At 70.6% G+C, this 20848-nt stretch carries 15 protein-coding genes and 1 pseudogene; 8 read left to right on the forward strand and 8 right to left on the reverse strand.

The features are described 5' to 3' along the window. Positions 1 to 102 precede the first annotated feature (102 nt). The 5 genes from AQJ91_RS24850 to AQJ91_RS24870 are packed head-to-tail and all read right to left on the reverse strand — an operon-like array spanning position 103 to position 5689. On the reverse strand, positions 103 to 1413 hold the full coding sequence (locus AQJ91_RS24850; RefSeq protein WP_067025889.1) for a DUF58 domain-containing protein: 1311 nt from the start codon (positions 1411 to 1413) through the stop codon (positions 103 to 105). Next, entirely contained in the window at positions 1413 to 2402 is a 990-nt protein-coding gene (locus AQJ91_RS24855; protein ID WP_107122519.1) for an AAA family ATPase, read from the reverse strand. The genes AQJ91_RS24850 and AQJ91_RS24855 overlap by 1 nt, the downstream gene beginning before the upstream one ends. Next, on the reverse strand, positions 2402 to 3604 hold the full coding sequence (locus AQJ91_RS24860) for a DUF4350 domain-containing protein (protein WP_067025893.1): 1203 nt from the start codon (positions 3602 to 3604) through the stop codon (positions 2402 to 2404). The genes AQJ91_RS24855 and AQJ91_RS24860 overlap by 1 nt, the downstream gene beginning before the upstream one ends. Continuing rightward, entirely contained in the window at positions 3601 to 4335 is a 735-nt protein-coding gene (locus AQJ91_RS24865; protein ID WP_067025895.1) for a DUF4129 domain-containing protein, read from the reverse strand. The genes AQJ91_RS24860 and AQJ91_RS24865 overlap by 4 nt, the downstream gene beginning before the upstream one ends. A gap of 4 nt (positions 4336 to 4339) precedes the next feature. Further along, a complete protein-coding gene (locus AQJ91_RS24870; RefSeq protein ID WP_067025897.1) occupies positions 4340 to 5689 on the reverse strand; it encodes a DUF7847 domain-containing protein in 1350 nt (449 codons plus the stop codon). A gap of 140 nt (positions 5690 to 5829) precedes the next feature. On the opposite strand from AQJ91_RS24870, the gene mtnA reads away from it, so the two are divergent. The 7 genes and pseudogenes from mtnA (at position 5830) to AQJ91_RS24910 (ending at position 15115) form a co-directional block, all read left to right on the forward strand. Continuing rightward, positions 5830 to 6978 (forward strand): S-methyl-5-thioribose-1-phosphate isomerase, encoded by a 1149-nt coding sequence (mtnA, locus tag AQJ91_RS24875; protein ID WP_067025899.1) that lies wholly within the window; start codon positions 5830 to 5832, stop codon positions 6976 to 6978. A gap of 123 nt (positions 6979 to 7101) precedes the next feature. Next, positions 7102 to 7791 carry a two-component system response regulator MtrA gene (mtrA, locus tag AQJ91_RS24880; RefSeq protein ID WP_015659998.1) on the forward strand — a complete coding sequence of 230 codons (690 nt, stop codon included), beginning with the start codon at positions 7102 to 7104 and terminating at the stop codon, positions 7789 to 7791. Between the two features lies 1 nt (position 7792). After that, positions 7793 to 9862, forward strand: coding sequence for an MtrAB system histidine kinase MtrB (gene mtrB, locus AQJ91_RS24885; RefSeq protein ID WP_067025901.1), 2070 nt, complete (start codon positions 7793 to 7795; stop codon positions 9860 to 9862). Next, a complete protein-coding gene (locus AQJ91_RS24890) occupies positions 9852 to 11687 on the forward strand; it encodes an LpqB family beta-propeller domain-containing protein (RefSeq protein ID WP_067025903.1) in 1836 nt (611 codons plus the stop codon). Before mtrB ends, AQJ91_RS24890 begins: the two co-directional genes overlap by 11 nt. 238 nt (positions 11688 to 11925) lie before the next feature. Further along, a pseudogene (locus AQJ91_RS52310) lies at positions 11926 to 12846 on the forward strand (ComF family protein); the annotation flags it as partial. A gap of 627 nt (positions 12847 to 13473) precedes the next feature. Then, positions 13474 to 14166, forward strand: coding sequence for a ribosome hibernation-promoting factor, HPF/YfiA family (hpf, locus tag AQJ91_RS24905; protein ID WP_234382901.1), 693 nt, complete (start codon positions 13474 to 13476; stop codon positions 14164 to 14166). A 202-nt stretch (positions 14167 to 14368) separates the two neighbouring features. Continuing rightward, complete coding sequence (locus AQJ91_RS24910) at positions 14369 to 15115, forward strand: response regulator (protein WP_067025907.1); 747 nt, start codon at positions 14369 to 14371, stop codon at positions 15113 to 15115. Between the two features lie 12 nt (positions 15116 to 15127). On the opposite strand, the gene AQJ91_RS24915 is transcribed toward AQJ91_RS24910, so the two are convergent. After that, positions 15128 to 16327 (reverse strand): winged helix-turn-helix domain-containing protein, encoded by a 1200-nt coding sequence (locus AQJ91_RS24915; RefSeq protein WP_067025909.1) that lies wholly within the window; start codon positions 16325 to 16327, stop codon positions 15128 to 15130. Between the two features lie 55 nt (positions 16328 to 16382). Continuing rightward, positions 16383 to 16952, reverse strand: coding sequence for a GNAT family N-acetyltransferase (locus tag AQJ91_RS24920; protein WP_067025911.1), 570 nt, complete (start codon positions 16950 to 16952; stop codon positions 16383 to 16385). Positions 16953 to 17233: 281 nt separating this feature from the next. On the opposite strand from AQJ91_RS24920, the gene secA reads away from it, so the two are divergent. Next, complete coding sequence (secA, locus tag AQJ91_RS24925) at positions 17234 to 20080, forward strand: preprotein translocase subunit SecA (RefSeq protein ID WP_067025913.1); 2847 nt, start codon at positions 17234 to 17236, stop codon at positions 20078 to 20080. A gap of 126 nt (positions 20081 to 20206) precedes the next feature. On the opposite strand, the gene AQJ91_RS24930 is transcribed toward secA, so the two are convergent. Continuing rightward, entirely contained in the window at positions 20207 to 20704 is a 498-nt protein-coding gene (locus AQJ91_RS24930) for an Rv3235 family protein (protein WP_407696910.1), read from the reverse strand. Positions 20705 to 20848: the final 144 nt, after the last annotated feature.

Raw genomic sequence — 20848 nt, forward strand, 5'->3', positions numbered from 1 at the left:
AAATTTTGAAGAAAACCCCCGGCCGGGGATACCGGCCGGGGGTTTTCTGCGTTTCAGAGCTCTCGAGGAGAGCCCCTTTCTTATTACAGGCGTCCCGTCCCGTTACAGGCGTCCCGCTGTTTTGAGAGCCAGATACGCATCTGCCAGCGCCGGCGCCAGCTCGTCCGGCGTTGCATCGACGACGGTGACGCCGTGACGGCGGAGTTGTTCTGCTGTGCGATGGCGTTCGCTCTGGGCCTGGGCTGCGGCCGCGGCCTCGTAGACGGACTCCGTGTTGCCGCGTGATGTCGCCATGCGGGCGATGTGGGGGTCCGCGACCGACGCCAGCAGGATGGTGTGGCGCTGGGTGAGCTGGGGGAGAACGGGAAGCAGGCCCTCCTCGATGGGGGCCGCGTCGAGACTGGTGAGCAGGACGATCAGGGAGTGGCGGGGGGCTGTCCTGAGCGCAGTGGCCGTAAGACCTCGGGCGTTGGTCTCGACCAGTTCGGGTTCCAGCGTGGCCAACGCGTTGACCAGGGACGGGAGGACGTCGCCTGCTGTGCGGCCCTGGACCAGGGCGCGGACTCGGCGGTCGTATGCGAGCAGGTCCACTCGGTCGCCGGCGCGGGAGGCCAGTGCCGCCAGGAGTAGTGCCGCGTCCATGGAGGCGTCGAGGCGTGGGGCGTCGCCCACTCGGCCGGCCGAGGTGCGGCCGGCGTCCAGGACCAGGAGGATGTGGCGGTCGCGTTCGGGGCGCCAGGTGCGTACCGCGACCGTGGACTGTCGGGCCGTAGCGCGCCAGTCGATGGAGCGGGTGTCGTCGCCGGGAACGTATTCGCGCAGACTGTCGAATTCTGTGCCCTCGCCTCGGGTGAGGACGCTGGTGCGGCCATCGAGTTCGCGCAGGCGGGCGAGTTTCGAAGGGAGGTGCTTGCGGCTGGTGAAGGGGGGGAGGACCCGTACCGTCCAAGGGACCTTGTGGGTGCCCTGGCGGGTGAAGAGGCCGAGCGGGCCGTATGAGCGGATCGTCACGCGGTCGGCCTGGCGGTCGCCGCGGCGAGTGGGGCGTAGGCGGGTCGTGACGCGGCGGCGTTCGCCTGCCGGCACCGTCAGGCGGTGGCGGGAGGCCACGAATTCCGTGCCGGGCTCCCAGCTGCTGGGCGGCCAGGCGTCGCGGAGCCGGGCCCGGAGCGGGCGGCTGGACGGGTTGGTGACCGTGAGCGTGACGTCGGCGGTCTCGCCCAGGCGTACAGAGGTGTCGCCGGAGCGGGTCAGGCCCAGGCGTCGTACGGGTGCTGCCAGGGCGAAGTCGCAGGCGCAGGCCACTGCCAGGGGGGCGTTGATCGCGAGGATGCCCGTCCAGCTGGGTTCCCAGATGCCGACGGGGACGGAGCCCAGGGCCGCGATGAGGGCGGCGCGTCCGGTGAGTGCCATCAGCGGGGAACGGGGACGTGGGTCAGGATCGCGTTGATGACGGAGTCGGCCGTCACGCCTTCCATCTCGGCCTCCGGGCGGAGTTGCACGCGGTGGCGGAGGGTGGGGAGGGCCAGGGCCTTCACGTCGTCGGGGATGACGTAGTCGCGGCCCGTCAGCCATGCCCAGGCGCGGGCTGTAGCCAGGAGGGCCGTCGCACCGCGGGGGGAGACGCCGAGGGTGAGTGAGGGCGACTCGCGGGTCGCGCGGCAGATGTCGACCACGTACGCGGTGATCTCCGGGGAGACGGTCGTCTTGGCCACCGCCGCGCGGGCCGCTTCGAGATCGGCCGGGCCCGCCACGTGGCGTACGCCGGCGGCGCGCAGGTCTCGCGGGTTGAAACCCTCGGCGTGGCGGGTGAGGACGTCGATCTCGTCCTGGCGGGAGGGCAGCGGGATCGTCAGCTTGAGGAGGAAACGGTCCAGCTGGGCTTCGGGGAGAGGGTACGTGCCCTCGTACTCGACCGGGTTCTGGGTCGCGGCGACCAGGAACGGGTCGGGGAGCGGGCGAGGGGTGCCGTCGACCGTGACCTGGCGTTCCTCCATGGCTTCCAGGAGGGACGACTGGGTCTTCGGGGGTGTGCGGTTGATCTCGTCGGCGAGGAGGAGGTTGGTGAAGACCGGGCCGGGCTGGAAGGAGAACTCGGCGCTGCGGGTGTCGTAGACGAGGGAGCCCGTGACGTCGCTCGGCATCAGGTCGGGGGTGAACTGGACGCGCTTGGTGTCGAGTTCGAGTGCGGATGCGAGCGCGCGGACGAGCAACGTTTTGGCGACTCCAGGGACTCCTTCTAGGAGAACGTGTCCGCGGCAGAGGAGGGCGACGACGAGGCCGGTCACGGCGGGGTCCTGGCCGACCACGGCTTTGGCGATCTCGGCGCGCAGGGCCTCCAGGGAGGCGCGGGCGGTGCCCGGATCCCCGGTGCTCCCGGCGTTGTCAGTGGTCGGGTCCATCATGGACGGCGTACCTCTCTTTCGAGGGCGTCGAGTTGGTCGGCGAGGGAGATGAGGGCCGCGTCGTCGCGGGGCGGCGGGCCGAAGAGGAGGGAGTGCAGGCTCTGTCCGTCTCCGTGGTTGTGGAGATGGGCGGAGAGCGCGGGGAGCAGGGCCTCGGGCGCGTGCGCCTGGGCGACGGGGATGCCTACGAGGGGGGCGAGTCGGGTGCGGGTGGTGGAGCGCAGGGCGTTGGCCGCGCGGTCGCGCGCGTTGGCCTTGCGGTAGAGGCGGGCGCGGCCTTCGACGGTTTCGGAGGCGCGGATCGCCACGGGGAGCTTTTCGGGCACGAGGGGGCCGAGTCGGCGTGCCCGCCAGAGGGCGGCAAGGCCTGCGGCGATGAAGAGCTGCAGGGTGCCCCAGAGCCAGCCCGAGGGGAGCAGGTCGAAGAGGCCGCGTTCGTCGTCGGTGTCGGTGGCCGACAGGTCGGAGAGTGAGGGGAGGTACCAGACCAAGTGGGTACGGGAGCCGAGGAGTTGGAGGGCGAGCGAGGCGTTGCCCTGTTCGGCGAGGCGGTCGTTGTAGAGGATGTCGGGCGAGCCGAGTACGACGGTGTCGCCGGCCCCGGTCGGTTCCGGGACGCGCAGCAGGGTGGCCAGGCGCTCGCTGGGGTAGCACTTGTCGGCTTCGAGGTGGGTCGTGGTGTAGCGGATGCCGCCCACCTCGGCGGCGCCCGCGCGCTCGGCCGCGGGCAGGTCGCAGTCGGGCAGGAGCGTCGAGTCGAGGCTGGTGGCGGGGTCCGCGGTGACCCCGGGGGCGAGCCTTTCGATGGACGAGCTTCCGGCGGCCACGAGGATGGTGCGGCCTCCGGAGGAGGTGGTCGCGCTGTGCAGCTGAGTCTGCTGACGAGGCGTCAGCAGGTCGGGGGCGGCGACCAGGAGGGTGGTGTCGGGGTTGGTCGCGCTGCGCGCCTCGTCCAGGGTGGTCACCACGCGTGTGGAGACGCCGCGGTCGGCGAGGAGTTCGGCTACGGCTCGGCTGCCGTAGGGGTCGGCGGAGCGCGGGTCGAGGCTGCCGTGCCGGGCGTCGGAGCGGATCGCGGCGATCGCCACGGCCGCCACCAGGAGGAGCACGAGGGCGATCGCGACGCCTCGCGCGCGGGTCCACAGCTGGCGTGCGGTGGGCGAGGCCGAGGTGGACGGGAGCGTGGCCTCGGTGGTCATTCGGCGGCTCCCTGGTGGGCGTTGTGGGCCGCGCTGTGGGCATTGCTGTCGGCGAGCACTGGCTTGGTGCGCTCCAGGTCGCGGTCGAGTTCCGCGATGCGGTGGTACGACTGCTCGGTCGCCGCCCGTCCGCCGTACGTCACGTCGTCGAAGTCCCGGGCGGCGGCACGCAGCCGGTCCGTGCGGGAGGGAAGTGCGCGGCCGGCTTCGGCGGCCGCCTCGTCGGCGGTGCGGCCGGGGCGGATGTCGAGGAGGGCGCGTTCCTCGAGGGAGCGGACGATGGCGCGCATGCGCTCCTGGACGGCCTGGTTCCAGTGGCCCTGGGCAGCGTGTGCCTCGGCGGCCGCGCGGTGTTCGGCGGCGCTGCGGGGCCGGTCGTCGAACAGGGCCGCGGAGGAGGTGGGTTGGCGGCGGGGGGTGCCGAGGCGCCACCACAGGGCGCCCAGGATCGCGACGACGGCCAGGATGACGATGACCAGGCCGAGTGTCCCTCCGGGGGCCATGGTCGAGGCGCTGGTGAACAGTTCCCCGACCCAGTCCCAGAAGGCGTCCAGGGCGCGCTGGATCCAGCTGGGGTCGTTCTCGTGGTACATGCGCTTGGACAGCTCGCGCTCGGCCGCTTCCCGGGCGGGGTCACGCGGGATGGTCACCGGAGGTTCGTCGTCGGCACGCAGCAAGGCGCGTGCGGCCGCGTCCGGCAGCGTTGTGAGAACTCCCCCCGCAAGGCTCACCGATTCAGCTCCCCGGGGTGTTGGTGCCGTAGCCCTGGACACCGGCCGCGCGGGCCAGGTCGAGGTCGAGGGCCTCTCGGCGGATGCGCAGGTCGATGTAGAGCAGGACGGTGACGCCGGCCGTGATCGGGAAGGTGATCATGGAGCCGATCACCGACCCGATTCCGCCGACGATGAGGAACGTCCAGCCGATGTCGGTGCCGCCGCTGTTGAGGAAGCCGGTGATGCCGTCGGCGCCGAGTGCGGCGGCGAGGAAGGTGAACGGGATGACGATAATCGCCGCGACGATGCTCGCGATGACCGTGGCGAGCAGCTGAATGCCGAAGACCCGCCACCAGGAGCCGCGGACCAGCTTGGCAGAGCGGCTCATCGACTTGGTGATGCCCTGCTTCTCCAGCATCAGTGCGGGCGAGGCGAGGGAGAAGCGGATCATCAGCCACAGTGTGACGACGCCCGCGCCGAGGATGCCCAGGACGCTGAGCGCGACGCCCGCCCCGGCGGAGCCGGAGATGCCCATGAGGATGCCGGGCAGCGCGCCCACGAACATGATGCCGACGGCAATGACCAGCAGCAGGCAGATCAGGCCGAACAACCGCATCATCTGCGGGCGGGCGTCGCGCCAGGCCTCGCCGGTGGTTACCGGCCTGCCGAGCACCGCGCGGCTGGTGACCATTGTGAGCAGGGCGGTCGCCGCGACCGTGCCGACCAGGGAGATCAGGAAGATGACACCGGAGCTGAGCATGGCGTCGCCCATGGCGCGGCTCAGTTCGCTGAGGGTGGCGCTCGGGTCCTCGAGGGACTCGGTGCTGGTGCGGTCGTTCAGGACGAAGCCCTGGAGCAGGACGACGACGATTTCCGTGAGGACCGCGACGGTCAGCGAGATGCCCAGGACCGTGCGCCAGTAGGTGCGCATGGTGGAGACCGCGCCGTCGAGGATCTCGCCGACGCCGAGCGGGCGGAGCGGGATCACGCCGGGCTTGGCCGCGGGCGGGGGACCGCCCCAGCCGCCTCCCCAGGCGCCGTGTCCGCCGGGCGGGCCGTAGCCTCCGGGGCCGCCGCCGTACCCGCCGGGAGCTCCGGGGCCGCCGGGGGGCAGGCTGCCCCAGCCAGGGCCGGGCGGTGGGGGTGGCGGAGTCTGGCCGGGGTTCTGCGGGCCTGTGGGCGCGGACCACTGGCCGGGGGGCGGCTGCTCCTTGGACCACTTCGAGTTGGGATCCTGTGGGTCCGGTCCCGGGTGTTCCGCGGGGTGCGTGGGGCCGGGGCGGTCGGCGGGCTCGGCAGGGCCGGACGCGCCGGGCTCCTGCCCGTCGGACGGGGCGGATCCGGGCGAGGCCCAGCCCGGAGTGTCTTTCATCGTCGCTCCTTCACGGTGCCCGTCCGCGGTCGCGGTGGCAGGTTGGCAGCCATCGTGCCATGGGGTGGTCGTCCGGGGACCGGCCGCGGTATGGGCTGGACACCTTCAATTGTCCGCCGGATAAGGGGCAGACTGACCGCATGGCTGATCAGTACGCGCAATCCGGCGAGGACAGCAAGCAGACCGAGATACCGGTGATCCGTTGGGAGGAGCCACCCGAAGGCCCCGTACTGGTCCTTCTCGACCAGACGAGGCTGCCGGCCGAGGAGGTCGAACTGGTCTGCACGGACGCACCCGCCCTGGTGGAGGCGGTCCGGTCGCTTGCCGTGCGCGGGGCGCCGCTGCTCGGCATCGCGGGGGCGTACGGCGTCGCGCTCGCCGCCGTCCGCGGCTTCGACGTGGACGATGCCGCGGACGCGCTGGCGGGTGCCCGGCCCACCGCGGTGAACCTCGCCGTCGGTGTGCGCAGGGCCCAGGCCGCGCACCGGGCCGAGCTGGCCCGCAGCGGTGATCCCGAGCAGGCCGCCGCCGCGGCGCTGACTGCGGCGCGGGCGCTGCACAAGGAGGACGCCGAGGCCAGCGCCCGGATGGCCGAGCGCGGGCTGGCGCTGCTGGACGAGCTGCTGCCCGGCGGCGGGCACCGGATCCTCACCCACTGCAACACCGGGGCGCTGGTGTCGGGCGGGGAGGGCACGGCGTTCGCGGTGGCGCTCGCGGCGCACCGGGTCGGGCGGCTGCGGCGGCTGTGGGTGGACGAGACGCGCCCGCTGCTGCAAGGGGCGCGCCTGACGGCGTACGAGGCGGCGCGTAGCGGTATGGCGTACACCTTGCTGACGGACAACGCGGCGGGTTCGCTGTTCGCAGCCGGGGAGGTGGACGCGGTGCTGATCGGGGCGGATCGCATCGCGGCCGACGGCTCGGTGGCGAACAAGGTGGGGAGTTATCCGCTGGCGGTGCTCGCGCGGTACCACCATGTGCCGTTCATCGTGGTGGCGCCGGTGACCACGGTGGATCCGGACACGCCGGACGGGGCGTCCATCGAGGTCGAGCAGCGCCCCGGACATGAGGTGACCGAGCTCACAGCGCCGCAGGTGCCGGTCGCGGGAGGGGAAACGGGCGGCGGGATACCGGTGGCCCCCCTGGGGACCCAGGCGTACAACCCGGCGTTCGATGTGACGCCGCCCGAGCTGGTGACCGCGATCGTCACGGAAGAGGGCGCTGTGTCGCCCGTGACGGCGGAGGCGCTTGCCGAGCTGTGTGCCAGGGCCCGTCAGGCGACGATCGGCTGAGGGTGCCACGCCTGACATCCGTTGCTGACATCGGCATGGGCAGACAGTGACGGTCGCGTACGACTATCGTCACAGGCCAGTGACCTTCCCCACCAGCATGCCTGCGACTGTTACGAGAATGGGATGATGTCGTTTATGAAGGGACGAGTCCTTGTCGTCGACGACGACACCGCACTGGCCGAGATGCTCGGGATTGTGCTGCGTGGTGAAGGTTTTGAGCCGTCTTTCGTAGCCGACGGCGACAAGGCGCTGGCTGCTTTCCGTGAGACCAAGCCCGATCTGGTGCTGCTGGACCTGATGCTGCCCGGGCGGGACGGTATCGAGGTGTGCCGTCTGATCAGGGCGGAGTCCGGGGTGCCGATCGTGATGCTCACGGCGAAGAGCGACACCGTCGATGTCGTGGTGGGACTGGAGTCGGGCGCCGACGACTACATCGTGAAGCCGTTCAAGCCGAAGGAGCTGGTCGCCCGGATCCGGGCGCGGCTCAGGAGGTCCGAGGAGCCGGCGCCCGAGCAGCTCGCCATCGGTGACCTGGTCATCGATGTGGCCGGCCATTCGGTGAAGCGGGACGGGCAGTCGATCGCGCTGACGCCGCTGGAGTTCGATCTGCTGGTCGCGCTGGCGCGGAAGCCGTGGCAGGTGTTCACGCGTGAGGTGCTGCTCGAGCAGGTGTGGGGTTACCGGCACGCCGCCGACACCCGGCTGGTCAATGTTCATGTGCAGCGGCTTCGGTCCAAGGTCGAGAAGGACCCGGAGCGGCCGGAGATCGTGGTGACCGTTCGTGGCGTCGGGTACAAGGCAGGGCCGAGCTGACATGTCCGGAGACAGTGCCGCTTCGGTGCCCGGCCGGTACGGGACCCGCGCGGGGCGGCCTGTCGGCCGGAAGACGGCGGGCTCCCGCTGGGGGCGGTTCCTCGAGGGCGGGCTGCTGCAGGGCGGAGTGCAGGGCAGCCCGGTGCTGCGTCTGTTCATGCGCTGGGTGCGCCGGCCGCTGCTGCCCGTCATGCGGTTGTGGCGGCGCAACATCCAGCTCAAGGTCGTCGTCACGACGCTGCTGATGTCGCTGGGTGTTGTCCTGCTGCTCGGTTTCGTCGTCATCGGGCAGGTGCGCAACGGCCTGCTGGACGCCAAGGTGAAGGCCTCGCAGAGCCAGGCCACCGGCGGGTTCGCGGTGGCCAAGCAGCGGGCCGACGAGGCGGCGAGCGGGACCGGTGAGGACGCCACCTCGGCGGACGGCCGCTCCCCGCAGAACGTCATCGAGTGGATGAGCAACCTCGTCACCTCGCTCTCCAGTGGCGGCCAGGGCGCCTTCGACGTGGTGACGCTCCCGACGTCTGACACGGGGGGCGACACCGGCGGCCGCGGGCCGCGTGCCTCCGGTCGTGTGGATCCGACGGCGAGTGTCCCCGAGAACCTGCGCGACCGGGTCGACGAGAGCACGACGGCGGCCCAGAGCTACACCCGCATCGTCTACTACGCCGGCAAGGAGTCCCAGCCGGCCCTGGTCATCGGCAAGCAGGTCAACGACCCCAACCGCGACCCGTACCAGCTGTACTACCTCTTCCCGCTCACTCAGGAGGAGAAGTCGCTCAGCCTGGTCAAAGGCACGCTGGCGACCGCCGGGCTCTTCGTCGTCGTACTCCTCGGAGCCATCGCCTGGCTGGTGGTGCGTCAGGTCGTCACGCCCGTGCGGATGGCGGCCGGGATCGCCGAGCGGCTGTCCGCCGGGCGGCTGCAGGAGCGTATGAAGGTCACCGGTGAGGACGACATCGCGCGGCTCGGTGAGGCCTTCAACAAGATGGCGCAGAACCTGCAGCTGAAGATCCAGCAGCTGGAGGACCTGTCGCGGATGCAGCGGCGGTTCGTGTCCGACGTGTCGCACGAGCTGCGGACGCCGCTGACGACCGTACGGATGGCGGCCGATGTCATCCATGACGCGCGCGTGGACTTCGATCCGGTGACCGCCCGGTCGGCCGAGCTGCTCGCCGACCAGCTGGACCGGTTCGAGACGCTGCTCGCGGATCTGCTGGAGATCAGCCGCTTCGACGCGGGGGCGGCGGCCCTGGAGGCCGAGCCGATAGACCTGCGTGAGGTCGTGCGGCGGGTCGTCAGCGGGGCCGAACCGCTGGCCGAGCGCAAGGGCACGCAGATTCGTGTCGTGGGTGACCAGCAGCCCATCGTGGCCGAGGTGGACGCCCGGCGCGTGGAGCGGGTGCTGCGCAATCTCGTCGTCAACGCCGTCGAGCACGGCGAGGGCAGGGACGTCGTCGTCAAGCTCGCCGCGGCGGGCGGGGCGGTCGCGGTCGCGGTGCGCGACTACGGCGTCGGGCTCAAGCCCGGCGAGGCGACGCGGGTCTTCAGCCGCTTCTGGCGGGCTGACCCCGCACGCGCGCGTACCACCGGCGGTACGGGCCTCGGCCTGTCGATCGCCCTGGAGGACGCGCGGCTGCACGGCGGCTGGCTGCAGGCGTGGGGCGAGCCGGGCGGAGGTTCGCAGTTCCGGCTGACGCTGCCGCGGACCGCGGACGAGCCGCTGCGGGGCTCGCCGATACCGCTGGAACCGAAGGACTCCCGGCGTAATCGCGGCCTCAACGACGCCGGTCTGACACGCGGCGGTGGCGAGAGGGCCGCGACGGTGCCCGCGCAGGCCACGGGCGACCAGATGCCGTCGCGGGATCCGATCGTCCCGCGGCCGGCCGCCGTGGCGCCCACCGCCGATCCGACGGCGCTGCCCGGCAACGGCGCGCGTGTGGTGCCCCGGCCCGCGTCGGGCGCGCGGCGACAGGACGACCCGTCGGCCGCGGACGAGGACGCCGGGCGGAGCGAGGATTCGAGCAGACAAGAGGATTCGAGCAGACAAGGGGAGGCATCACGTGGGCGCTGACCGCGAGGGGGGCGCCCGGCGCCGTCCGGTGCGCGCGGTGGCGTACGCCGCCTGTGGAGCCGTACTGCTGACGGGGTGCGCCTCGATGCCCGACAGCGGTGACCTGCGCGGCGTCGAGTCCACACCGCGCCAGGACACGCAGGTACGGGTCTTCGCCATGCCACCACGTGAGGGCGCCCAGCAGTCGGAGATCGTACAGGGCTTCCTGGAGGCCCTGACCAGCGACGATCCGGACTATGAGACGGCGCGCAAGTATCTGACCGCGGAAGCCTCGCGGAACTGGCAGCCGGAGCGGTCCACGACCGTGCTCGCCGACGGACCGAGCATGCGGGTCGACGTCGCAGCCGGCGTGGACGACTCCGGGGACTTCTCGTACACGCTGACCGGCGCCAAGGTCGCCACGGTGGACGCGCAGGGCGCGTACTCGCCGGCCGAAGGGAACTACGCCGAGTCCCTGCACCTCACGCGGGACAAGAAGTCCGAGCAGTGGCGGATCGACGTGCCGCCGCGGGGCGTGGTCGTGGGCAGGTCGGACTTCCAGCGCAACTACATGTCCGTCGACAAGTACTACTTCGCCTCCAACACCGTGGCCGGGACGAGCCCGGCGACGGCGGCGGTCGCCGATCCCGTCTACGTGCGCCGGAGCGTGGACCCCATGACGCACATGGTGCGCTCGCTCGTCAGCGGGCCCACCAGCTGGCTCCGGCACGTGGCCAGGTCGAGCTTCCCGACGGGTACGGCGCTGAAGAAGGACGTCTCCGCGCTGACGCCGGACGACCAGAACAGGCTGACCGTGCCGTTGAACGACAAGGCCGCCCGAATCAGCGCGGCCAAGTGCAACGAGATGGCGGCCCAGCTCCTGTTCACCCTGCAGAACTTCAGTCCCGCGGTGGACGAGGTCGACTTGCAGGCGGGGGGGAGGCAGCTGTGTTCGCTCACCGAGGTCGGGGCCGAGGGAGTCGCCAGGCGCGGCTCGGCCGAACCCGCCGAGTACCTGTACTTCGTCGACTCCGAGCACCGACTCGTACGGATAGCGGCCGCCACCGGCGACCGGGCCCCCGATCCCGTGCCTGGGCCGCTCGGCGAAGGCAACACGGATCTGCAGTCGGTGGCCGTGTCACGCGACGAGGACATGGCGGCCGGCGTCGGCATCGACGGCAAGGCGCTCTACGTCGGGTCGCTGGCGTCGGGCGGTTCGCTCGGGGACCCCGTCCTGCGCAGCGTGGGCAAGACGGCGCAGGAACGGCTGTCGACGCCCAGCTGGGACGCCCAGGGCGACCTGTGGGTGGCCGACCGCGACCCCGAGAACCCCCGGCTGCTCGTACTGGAGAAGGGTGCGGGCGAACCGCTGGAGGTGAAGACCCCGGCGGGTCTGGACGGGCGTATCAAGTCCGTCCGGGTGGCCGCCGATGGTGTGCGGATCGCGCTCGTGGTCGAGCAGGACGACAAGTCGGCCCTGCTCATCGGGCGTATCGAGCGGGAGGGGAAGGCGGGCGGGCGACCCACCGTCTCGGTTCTCGCACTGCGTTCCGCGACACCGGTGCTGGAGGAGGTCTCCGCCATGTCGTGGGCCGGTGACAGCCGGCTCGTGGTGGTCGGGCGCGAGCAGGGCGGTGTCCAGACGATCCGGTACGTCCAGGTCGACGGCTCCACTCCGGAGGCGCCGGCGCCCGCCGCGCTGACCGGCGTGAAGGAGATCGCCGCGGCGGAGGACGACCGGATGCCGCTGGTCGCGTACTCCGAGGACGGGATCGTGCGGCTGCCGGCCGGGACGCAGTGGAAGAAGGTGGTGACCGACGGGACAGCGCCGGTTTATCCGGGCTGACCCGACCGGGCGATTGACGAGGGCGGCCGCTTCCGGCCGGAGGTGAAACTCCGGCGGGGCGGCCGCTTCCGTTTCCGGCCGGCTGGTCGAGGCAATCGCTCATGTGCGGAAAGGCCTGGCCTGCTGGTCCGCATTCCGGTGCTCGTTGAGAGATTCCCTGACTGAGGTGGGCGTTCTCGGCGGGGACCGAAGTTTTCCACAGCGGGGTTTTCCACAGGGGTGGCCGGGCGGCTCGGGCATGGGCACAGTGGTGGCCATGCGGGGGTGGTGGCAGGACCTCACCGATCTGGTGCTGCCGGCCGAGTGCGGAGGCTGCGGGAGGCCTCGCACGGTGCTGTGTTCGGAGTGCTGTGCCGTCCTGAGTGGGGCCGCACCGCGCCGGGTGCGACCGGTGCCGGAGCCGCCCGGGCTGCCGGTCGTGCACGCGGCAGCTCGGTACGGGGACGAGGTGCGGGCCGCGCTGCTGGCCCACAAGGAACGGGGCGTGCTGGCACTCGCGGCGCCGCTCGGTGTCGCGCTGGCGGGAGCGGTGCGGGCGGGGCTCCAGGAGACGTCTGCACGGGCCGACGGGGCCGTGCCGCGGGCTGGGCGGCTCCAGGAGGAGGCTGGGGTGCCGGGCGGCGGTGCCATGCCCGTGGCTTTGTGGGGGCGGGCTTCCGGGGCGTCCGTGGTGGGGCTCGCCGGGGCTGGGGCAGGGGCCCACGGGGGCTACGCCGGGCAGGCGGCGGCCCGTGGCGAGTTTGGGGGCGCGGGTGCGCCGGTGCTGCTCGTTCCCGTTCCGTCCGGGCGTGGGACGGTGCGGGCGCGGGGGCACGACCCGGCGCGGCGGATCGCGCTCGCGGCGGCGGGAGAGTTGCGGCGGACCGGGACGCCGGCGCGGGTGCTGGCCGTGCTGCGGCAACGGCGTGCCGTGGCCGACCAGTCGGGGCTCAACTCCCGGCAGCGGATGGAGAATCTCGCCGGCGCGCTGGCGGTGGTGCCCGGTGGCGCGCGGCTGCTGGGTGACGGGCTGATCGTGCTCGTCGACGACCTGATGACGACCGGTGCGTCGCTGGCGGAGGCGGCGCGTGCGGTGCGGGCGGGTGTGGGGGAGGAGGCGGTTGCGTCTGGGAGGGCGGTGGGTGAGTTGGGCGTGCACGGCGGGGTGGCTGGGCCGGGCGTGCGTGGCCGGGCAGTGGCTGAACCCGGTACGCGCTGGAGGGCGGCGGAGGAGGCCGACACGTACGGGAGGACCGTGGACGAGACAGACGCGTACGGGAGAGGGGCCGACACGGTTGGTGAAGGGGGAACGGCCGCGTGGGGGGCGGGAAGTCGGGACGGTGTGGGGGAACGGAGGGACGGGTTCGCGGGAGATGGGGCGGGCCGGAGGCACGGAGTGCCGGGAAGCGGGGGCTCCGGCCGTGGGTGTGGCGTGATCTGCGCGGCTGTGGTCGCCGCCTCGCCTGCCTCTTTGAAATAAACCGGAACTGACTGTGAAGTTGCATCGTTGCAGGTAATGAGAGGGCCTTTTCACCTGAACGGAGGTACGCCGCAGTAGAGGGTGACGACATCCGTCCGGGCGAGATATGTTCGGTTGTGAGGGAAAGGCGCAGGCCATGCCTCTCGTATCCGAATGCCGTGCTGCGGGTTTTGCGCAATCACCCGCGCTGGTGTGGGGTGGAGATCTTGCCCATGGGGGAGGAGGAGGTGGAAGTCACCGAGTCCGAGGTTCCGGGTTCACCGGAGCCTGGTGCAAAAGGGAGATGCTCCGCCAGTGGAGCGGAGCGATCCGGGAACGGAGTTCTGCGTGGACATCGTCGTCAAGGGCCGCAAGACCGAGGTGCCCGAGCGGTTCCGCAAGCACGTGGCCGAGAAGCTGAAGCTGGAGAAGATCCAGAAGCTCGACGGCAAGGTGATCAGCCTCGACGTCGAGGTGTCCAAGGAGCCCAACCCCCGACAGGCCGACCGCTGTGACCGAGTGGAGATCACGCTCCGTTCCCGCGGCCCGGTGATCCGGGCGGAGGCAGCGGCGAGTGACCCGTACGCGGCGCTGGACCTGGCGGCGGAGAAGCTGGACGCCCGGCTGCGTAAGCAGCACGACAAGCGTTTCTCGCGCCGAGGCGCACGCCGGCTGACGGCGGCCGAGGTCCCCGACCACGTTCCGGGCGCGGCGACGCTCAATGGCAACGGCCACGCCTTCGAGGCGGACGAGCCGGACAGCATTCCCACCAAGAAGATCGGCTCGCTGGAAGTGAAGGGCGAGGGCCCCCTCGTCGTCCGCGAGAAGACGCACGTCGCCTCCCCCATGACTCTCGACCAGGCTCTCTACGAGATGGAGCTGGTCGGGCACGACTTCTATCTGTTCATCGACTCCGAGACCAAGGAACCGAGTGTCGTCTACCGGCGACACGCCTACGACTACGGCGTCATCCACCTCAGCACGGACCCGATGATCGCCCAGGCGCAGCCGCCGGCGGCCGGCGGCATGCTGGGTGGCTGACCCACCCGGCTGACAGTTGAGGCGGTGCCCCTGGAGCGCGTGTGCGCCCCCAGGGGCACCGGTGTGCGACCACTTCGCGCCCCGCACTGTCACCGCGGTGTCGTCCAGGCATGAAATCATGGCCGCACCGGCCCAACCGGTGGGCCGGTGCCTTGGGTTGGCGATGGCACAGGACCAGCCACAGCCTTCAGGGGGAGGAACGATGGCGGACAGCTTCGGACCGATGCAGGACGAGGATGCCGACGGTGGCGTCGTCGGCATGGGCCCGGACGCGGGCTCTCCACGCAAGGAGCCGATCAGAGTCCTTGTCGTGGACGATCACGCTCTGTTCCGCCGTGGACTGGAGATCGTGCTCGCCGCGGAGGAGGACATCCAGGTCGTAGGGGAGGCCGGGGACGGCGCCGAGGCGGTGGACAAGGCCGCGGACCTGCTGCCGGACATCGTGCTGATGGACGTACGGATGCCCAAGCGGGGCGGTATCGAGGCGTGCACCTCCATCAAGGAGGTGGCGCCCAGCGCGAAGATCATCATGCTGACGATCAGCGACGAGGAGGCAGACCTCTACGACGCGATCAAGGCGGGCGCGACCGGTTATCTCCTCAAGGAGATCTCGACGGACGAGGTGGCCACCGCCATTCGCGCGGTGGCCGACGGGCAGTCTCAGATCAGCCCCTCCATGGCGTCGAAACTGCTCACCGAGTTCAAGTCGATGATCCAGCGGACGGACGAACGCCGGCTGGTGCCGGCGCCGCGGCTGACGGACCGTGAACTGGAAGTCCTCAAGCTCGTCGCCACGGGGATGAACAACCGGGACATCGCCAAGGAGCTGTTCATCTCTGAGAACACCGTGAAGAACCATGTGCGCAACATCCTGGAGAAGCTGCAGCTGCACTCCAGGATGGAGGCCGTCGTGTATGCGATGCGGGAGAAGATCCTCGAGATCCGCTAGCGGCTGTGCGGGTCAGGCTGTGGACCGGGCGAGTTCCCTGACGAGGGGCTCGCGCAGTTCCGGTGCGGCCACCCGCTCCACCCGTACGTCCGTGCAGTCCACCCAGCTCGCCGCCTCGACCAGGGCCTGCGCCACCGCCGGGACCGCCTTCGGGCCGTCCAGGGCGACCTGCCTGGCGACCAGGGTGCGGCCCTCGCGGGCCGGGTCCACCCGGCCGACCAGGTGGCCGCCGGCCAGGACCGGCATCGCGAAGTAGCCGTACACCCGCTTCTGCTTGGGGACGTAGGCCTCCAGGCGGTGGGTGAAGCCGAAGATCCGCTCTGTGCGCGCCCGTTCCCAGATCAGGGAGTCGAACGGTGACAGGAGGGTGGTGCGGTGGCGCCCGCGCGGGGGCGTCTGCAGGGCCGCGGGGTCGGCCCAGGCCGGTTTGCCCCAGCCCTCCACCGTGACCGGGACCAGGCCGGAATCGGCGATCACCGCGTCCACCTGTTCGGACTTGAGGCGGTGGTAGTCGGCGATGTCCGCGCGGGTGCCGACGCCGAGGGACTGGCCCGCCAGGCGGACCAGGCGGCGCAGGCACTCGGTGTCGTCCAGTTCGTCATGGAGCAGGTCGTCCGGGATGGCGCGCTCGGCGAGGTCGTAGACGCGCTTCCAGCCGCGGCGTTTGACGCAGACCACCTCGCCGTACATGAGTGCGCGTTCCACGGCGACCTTCGAGCCGGACCAGTCCCACCAGTCGCTGGTCTTCTTCGCGCCGCCCAACTCCGTCGCGGTGAGGGGGCCTTCGGCGCGGAGCTGCTTGATGACCTGGTCGTAGGCGCCGTCGGGCAGCTCGTGGTTCCAGTGCGGGCGGTTGCGGTAGGCGCGGCGGCGGAAGGCGAAGTGGGGCCACTCCTCGGCGGGGAGGATACAGGCGGCGTGCGACCAGTACTCGAAGGCATGAGGCCGTGCCGGAAGCGTGCCGACGGGTGCGGTCTTCCAGTAGGCGTTCTCGACCGCCTTGCGGCCCACGGCTCCGAGGCGGGCGTACGGGATGAGCTCGTGGGAGCGGGCCAGGACCGAGATGGTGTCCAGCTGGACCGCGCCGAGGTGACGGAGGATGCCGCGGACGCCGGACCTGCGGTCGGGGATGCCGAGGAAGCCCTGGGCCCGCAGGGCGAGGCGGCGGGCTTCCGCTGCCGAGAGTTCGGTGGAGGGGCGCGGGGTCGTCATGAGGGTGGACGATAGAGGCTGGCACTGACAATGCCGCGTGAGCTGCGGATTCGTCTCAGGAACCGGCCGGCAGATACGGCGCCGTCGACGGCAGGCCCAGGTCCGAGGGCAGCAGGGAGCCCACCCAGCAGTCCCGGCGTACACCCTTGTTGTTGATCGCGGAGCGCAGTGTGCCCTCAATGGTGAAGCCCGCCCGTTCCGCCACCGTGCGGGAGGCCGTGTTGCCGACCTCCGCGCGCCACTCGACGCGGTCCACGGACGCCCGGGTGAACGCCCAGTGGGCGGCTGTGCGGACGGCCTCGGTGGTGTAGCCGTTGCCGCGGTGCTCCTTCGCCGTCCAGTAGCCGACTTCCGCCGTGCCCAGGGAGCGCATGGTGAGGCCGAGCATGCCCACCAGGGTGCCCGCCGGGAGGAAGGCGGCGAACGTGAACATGGAGCCGTTGGCCCAGCTGTCGGCGGCCAGGTGTTCTGTGAAGCTCTCGGCGTGTTCGTAGAGGTAGGGGGAGGGAATCGTCGTCCAGCGCTGGATGTCGGGGTCCTGGCAGGCGGCGTGGACGGCGTCGGTGTCCTGGGGGCCCACTGTGCGCAGGACGAGGCGGGCGGTGGTCAGCGTCACGGGGTCCATCGGACGATTGTGGGGAGGGGGCGGCGATGGCGCCATGGTTTTGCGGTGCGTGAGTGGGTGATCACAATTCGCGCAATTCGTTTGGGCGGGCGCGGCACCATCCGCGAGGCCCGGCCGTTGTCCCCTTTGAAGGCGTTTTGAAGCGTGTGCGAGAACAGCGGACGGTCGTCGTCCCGGCAGGCCTCCCGGCTTGGCGGTGTCCTCGCATACGATGGCCGTTGCTCAGTAAGTCAAATGGAAACCGACCGTCCCAGGCCCGACCGGCAAGGAGACCAACCCCCGTGTCCGTCCTCTCGAAGATCATGCGTGCAGGCGAAGGCAAGATCCTGCGCAAGCTGCACCGCATCGCGGACCAGGTCAACTCCATCGAAGAGGACTTCGTCGACCTCTCCGACGCCGAGCTGCGTGCCCTCACCGATGAGTACAAGCAGCGGTACGCCGATGGTGAGAGCCTGGACGACCTGCTTCCCGAGGCGTTCGCCACCGTGCGCGAGGCAGCCAAGCGTGCGCTCGGACAGCGTCACTACGATGTCCAGATGATGGGCGGCGCCGCCCTCCACCTCGGCTATGTCGCCGAGATGAAGACCGGTGAGGGCAAGACCCTCGTCGGCACCCTGCCCGCGTATCTGAACGCCCTCTCCGGAGACGGCGTTCACCTCATCACGGTCAACGACTACCTGGCCGAGCGCGACTCCGAGATGATGGGCCGCGTCCACAAGTTCCTGGGCCTGAGCGTCGGCTGCATCCTCGCCAACATGACGCCGGCCCAGCGCCGCGAGCAGTACAACTGCGACATCACGTACGGCACGAACAACGAGTTCGGCTTCGACTACCTGCGCGACAACATGGCGTGGTCGAAGGACGAACTCGTCCAGCGCGGTCACAACTTCGCGATCGTCGACGAGGTCGACTCCATCCTCGTCGACGAGGCCCGGACGCCTCTGATCATCTCCGGCCCGGCCGACCAGGCCACCAAGTGGTACGGCGACTTCGCCAAGCTGGTCACACGCTTGAAGAAGGGCGAGCCCGGCAACCCCCTCAAGGGCATCGAGGAGACCGGCGACTACGAGGTCGACGAGAAGAAGCGCACGGTAGCCATCCACGAGTCCGGCGTCGGCAAGGTCGAGGACTGGTTGGGCATCGACAACCTCTACGAGTCGGTGAACACGCCTCTGGTGGGCTACCTGAACAACGCCATCAAGGCCAAGGAGCTCTTCAAGAAGGACAAGGACTACGTCGTCATCGACGGCGAGGTCATGATCGTCGACGAGCACACCGGCCGTATCCTCGCCGGCCGCCGCTACAACGAGGGCATGCACCAGGCGATCGAGGCGAAGGAAGGGGTGGACATCAAGGACGAGAACCAGACGCTCGCCACGATCACCCTGCAGAACTTCTTCCGCCTCTACAAGCGCCACGACCACGACGGCAAGGAAATGCCCGGCCTCTCCGGCATGACCGGTACGGCGATGACCGAGGCCGCCGAGTTCCACCAGATCTACAAGCTCGGCGTTGTCCCGATCCCGACCAACCGGCCGATGGTCCGCAAGGACCAGTCGGACCTGATCTACCGCACCGAGGTCGCCAAGTTCGACGCGGTCGTCGACGACATCGCCGAGAAGCACGAGAAGGGCCAGCCGATCCTCGTCGGTACGACGTCGGTCGAGAAGTCCGAGTACCTCTCGCAGCAGCTCAGCAAGCGTGGCATCCAGCACGAAGTGCTGAACGCCAAGCAGCACGACCGGGAGGCGACGATCGTCGCCCAGGCCGGCCGCAAGGGCGCCGTGACGGTGGCCACGAACATGGCCGGCCGAGGTACGGACATTAAGCTCGGCGGCAACCCCGAGGACCTCGCCGAGGCGGAGCTGCGCCAGCGCGGCCTCGACCCCGAGGAGCACATCGAGGAGTGGGCGCACGCCCTGCCTGCCGCCCTGGAGCGGGCCGAGCAGGCGGTGAAGGCTGAGTTCGAGGAGGTCAAGGACCTCGGCGGCCTGTACGTGCTCGGTACCGAGCGGCACGAGTCGCGCCGTATCGACAACCAGCTGCGCGGTCGTTCCGGCCGACAGGGCGACCCCGGCGAGTCCCGCTTCTACCTCTCGCTCGGCGACGACCTGATGCGCCTGTTCAAGGCCCAGATGGTCGAGCGCGTGATGTCGATGGCGAACGTCCCGGACGACGTGCCGATCGAGAACAAGATGGTCACGCGGGCGATCGCGTCCGCCCAGTCGCAGGTCGAGCAGCAGAACTTCGAGACCCGCAAGAACGTCCTGAAGTACGACGAGGTCCTCAACCGCCAGCGCGAGGTCATCTACGGCGAGCGGCGCCGCGTCCTGGAGGGCGAGGACCTGCATGAGCAGGTGCAGCACTTCATGGACGACACGATCGACGCGTACATCACTGCGGAGACCGCCGAGGGCTTCGCCGAGGAGTGGGACCTGGACCGGCTGTGGGGTGCCTTCAAGCAGCTCTACCCGGTGAAGGTCACCGTCGAGGAGCTGGAGGAGGCGGCCGGCGATCGTGCCGGGCTGACCGCCGAGTTCATTGGCGAGTCCATCAAGGACGACATCCACGCGCAGTACGAGGCGCGGGAGACGCAGCTCGGCTCCGAGATCATGCGTGAGCTGGAGCGCCGGGTCGTGCTGTCGGTTCTGGACCGCAAGTGGCGCGAGCACCTCTACGAGATGGACTACCTCCAGGAGGGCATCGGCCTGCGCGCGATGGCGCAGAAGGACCCGCTGGTCGAGTACCAGCGCGAGGGCTTCGACATGTTCACCGCCATGATGGAGGGCATCAAGGAGGAGTCCGTCGGCTACCTGTTCAACCTGGAGGTCCAGGTCGAGCAGCAGGTCGAGGAGGTCCCGGTCGAGGACGCCAAGCCGACGCTGGAGAAGGCCCCGCAGGACTCGGTGCCGGCGCAGGCGGGTGCGCGTCCGGAGATCCGCGCCAAGGGGCTCGACGCCCCGCAGCGGCGGGACCTGCACTTCTCCGCGCCCACCGTGGACGGTGAGGGCGGCATCGTCGAGGGTGAGTTCACCGACGACGAGGAGCCGGTGCGTTCGGAGGCCGACGGCCTCACGCGTGCGGAGCGGCGCAAGCAGTCGCGTGGCGGGCGTCGCCGTAAGAAGTAGGTAGGCCGGATGGCGCCTGGGGCGCCGTAGCGGTTCGAAGGGCCGGGTCACCACGTGTGATGCCCGGCCCTTCGGCGTTCCCTGGGCCAGTGGCACGGGGTGCCTCATGGCTGGGCCACGGCTGTCTCAGTCGTCGTCCGTGTGGAGTGTGCGCGGGCCGCCCATCTCTACCGCGGTGCAGCGCCAGCGCAGGTCCCGGCCCCGTTCCAGGCGGAACGCCATCGCGCGGAGCTGGTCGCCCGCGCCGATGCGGGCGAAGGCCTCGAAAGCGCCGGGGCGGGGTTCGTAGTAGCCGATGTCGCGGACGACGGGGCGGGTGCCGCGGGTGCGCAGGGGGCCGCGTTCGGCGAGACGGGCCAGTTCGTCGTAGGCGCGGCCCGCGGTGTGTCGGAGCATCCAGTGGACGGGGCGCTGGCCGCTCAGGACGGCCAGCAGGCGGTCGGTGAAGACGTCGGTGGGGTGCGGGTCGATGACGACGACCGGGGAGACGGGGCGGCGAGGGGTCTCGGACGGGAGGCGGTGGGGTGGGGCGGCGTGCGGGGAGGGGTGGGGGCCTGCGGGGGCCAGGGCGGGTGTGTGCGGGGCGAGGGCGAAGGTGCTTGCGGTGGGGGCGGGGGTGCTCATGCCGGGGGTAGTGGTGTGGGTGGTCGGTCGCGCTGATGGGCGCCGGTCGGTCGTCCGGGCGGAGGGCGCTGATGGGCGCGGGGCCGTGATGCCCGTGGTGGAGAGGGCTGATGGGTGAGAGTTGGTGGTGTAGGTGGTGGAGGC

It is taken from the genome of Streptomyces dysideae (assembly GCF_001514305.1).
Taxonomy (GTDB): domain Bacteria; phylum Actinomycetota; class Actinomycetes; order Streptomycetales; family Streptomycetaceae; genus Streptomyces; species Streptomyces dysideae.

What these genes read in the sequence shown, in the direction of transcription:
- AQJ91_RS24850 (WP_067025889.1), bottom strand. Translation starts at nt 1,413, where the DNA reads ATGGCACTCACCGGACGCGCCGCCCTCATCGCGGCCCTGGGCTCCGTC.
- AQJ91_RS24855 (WP_107122519.1), bottom strand. Translation starts at nt 2,402, where the DNA reads ATGGACCCGACCACTGACAACGCCGGGAGCACCGGGGATCCGGGCACC.
- AQJ91_RS24860 (WP_067025893.1), bottom strand. Translation starts at nt 3,604, where the DNA reads ATGACCACCGAGGCCACGCTCCCGTCCACCTCGGCCTCGCCCACCGCA.
- AQJ91_RS24870 (WP_067025897.1), bottom strand. Translation starts at nt 5,689, where the DNA reads ATGAAAGACACTCCGGGCTGGGCCTCGCCCGGATCCGCCCCGTCCGAC.
- mtnA (WP_067025899.1), top strand. Translation starts at nt 5,830, where the DNA reads ATGGCTGATCAGTACGCGCAATCCGGCGAGGACAGCAAGCAGACCGAG.
- mtrA (WP_015659998.1), top strand. Translation starts at nt 7,102, where the DNA reads ATGATGTCGTTTATGAAGGGACGAGTCCTTGTCGTCGACGACGACACC.
- mtrB (WP_067025901.1), top strand. Translation starts at nt 7,793, where the DNA reads ATGTCCGGAGACAGTGCCGCTTCGGTGCCCGGCCGGTACGGGACCCGC.
- AQJ91_RS24910 (WP_067025907.1), top strand. Translation starts at nt 14,369, where the DNA reads ATGGCGGACAGCTTCGGACCGATGCAGGACGAGGATGCCGACGGTGGC.
- AQJ91_RS24915 (WP_067025909.1), bottom strand. Translation starts at nt 16,327, where the DNA reads ATGACGACCCCGCGCCCCTCCACCGAACTCTCGGCAGCGGAAGCCCGC.
- AQJ91_RS24920 (WP_067025911.1), bottom strand. Translation starts at nt 16,952, where the DNA reads ATGGACCCCGTGACGCTGACCACCGCCCGCCTCGTCCTGCGCACAGTG.
- AQJ91_RS24930 (WP_407696910.1), bottom strand. Translation starts at nt 20,704, where the DNA reads ATGAGCACCCCCGCCCCCACCGCAAGCACCTTCGCCCTCGCCCCGCAC.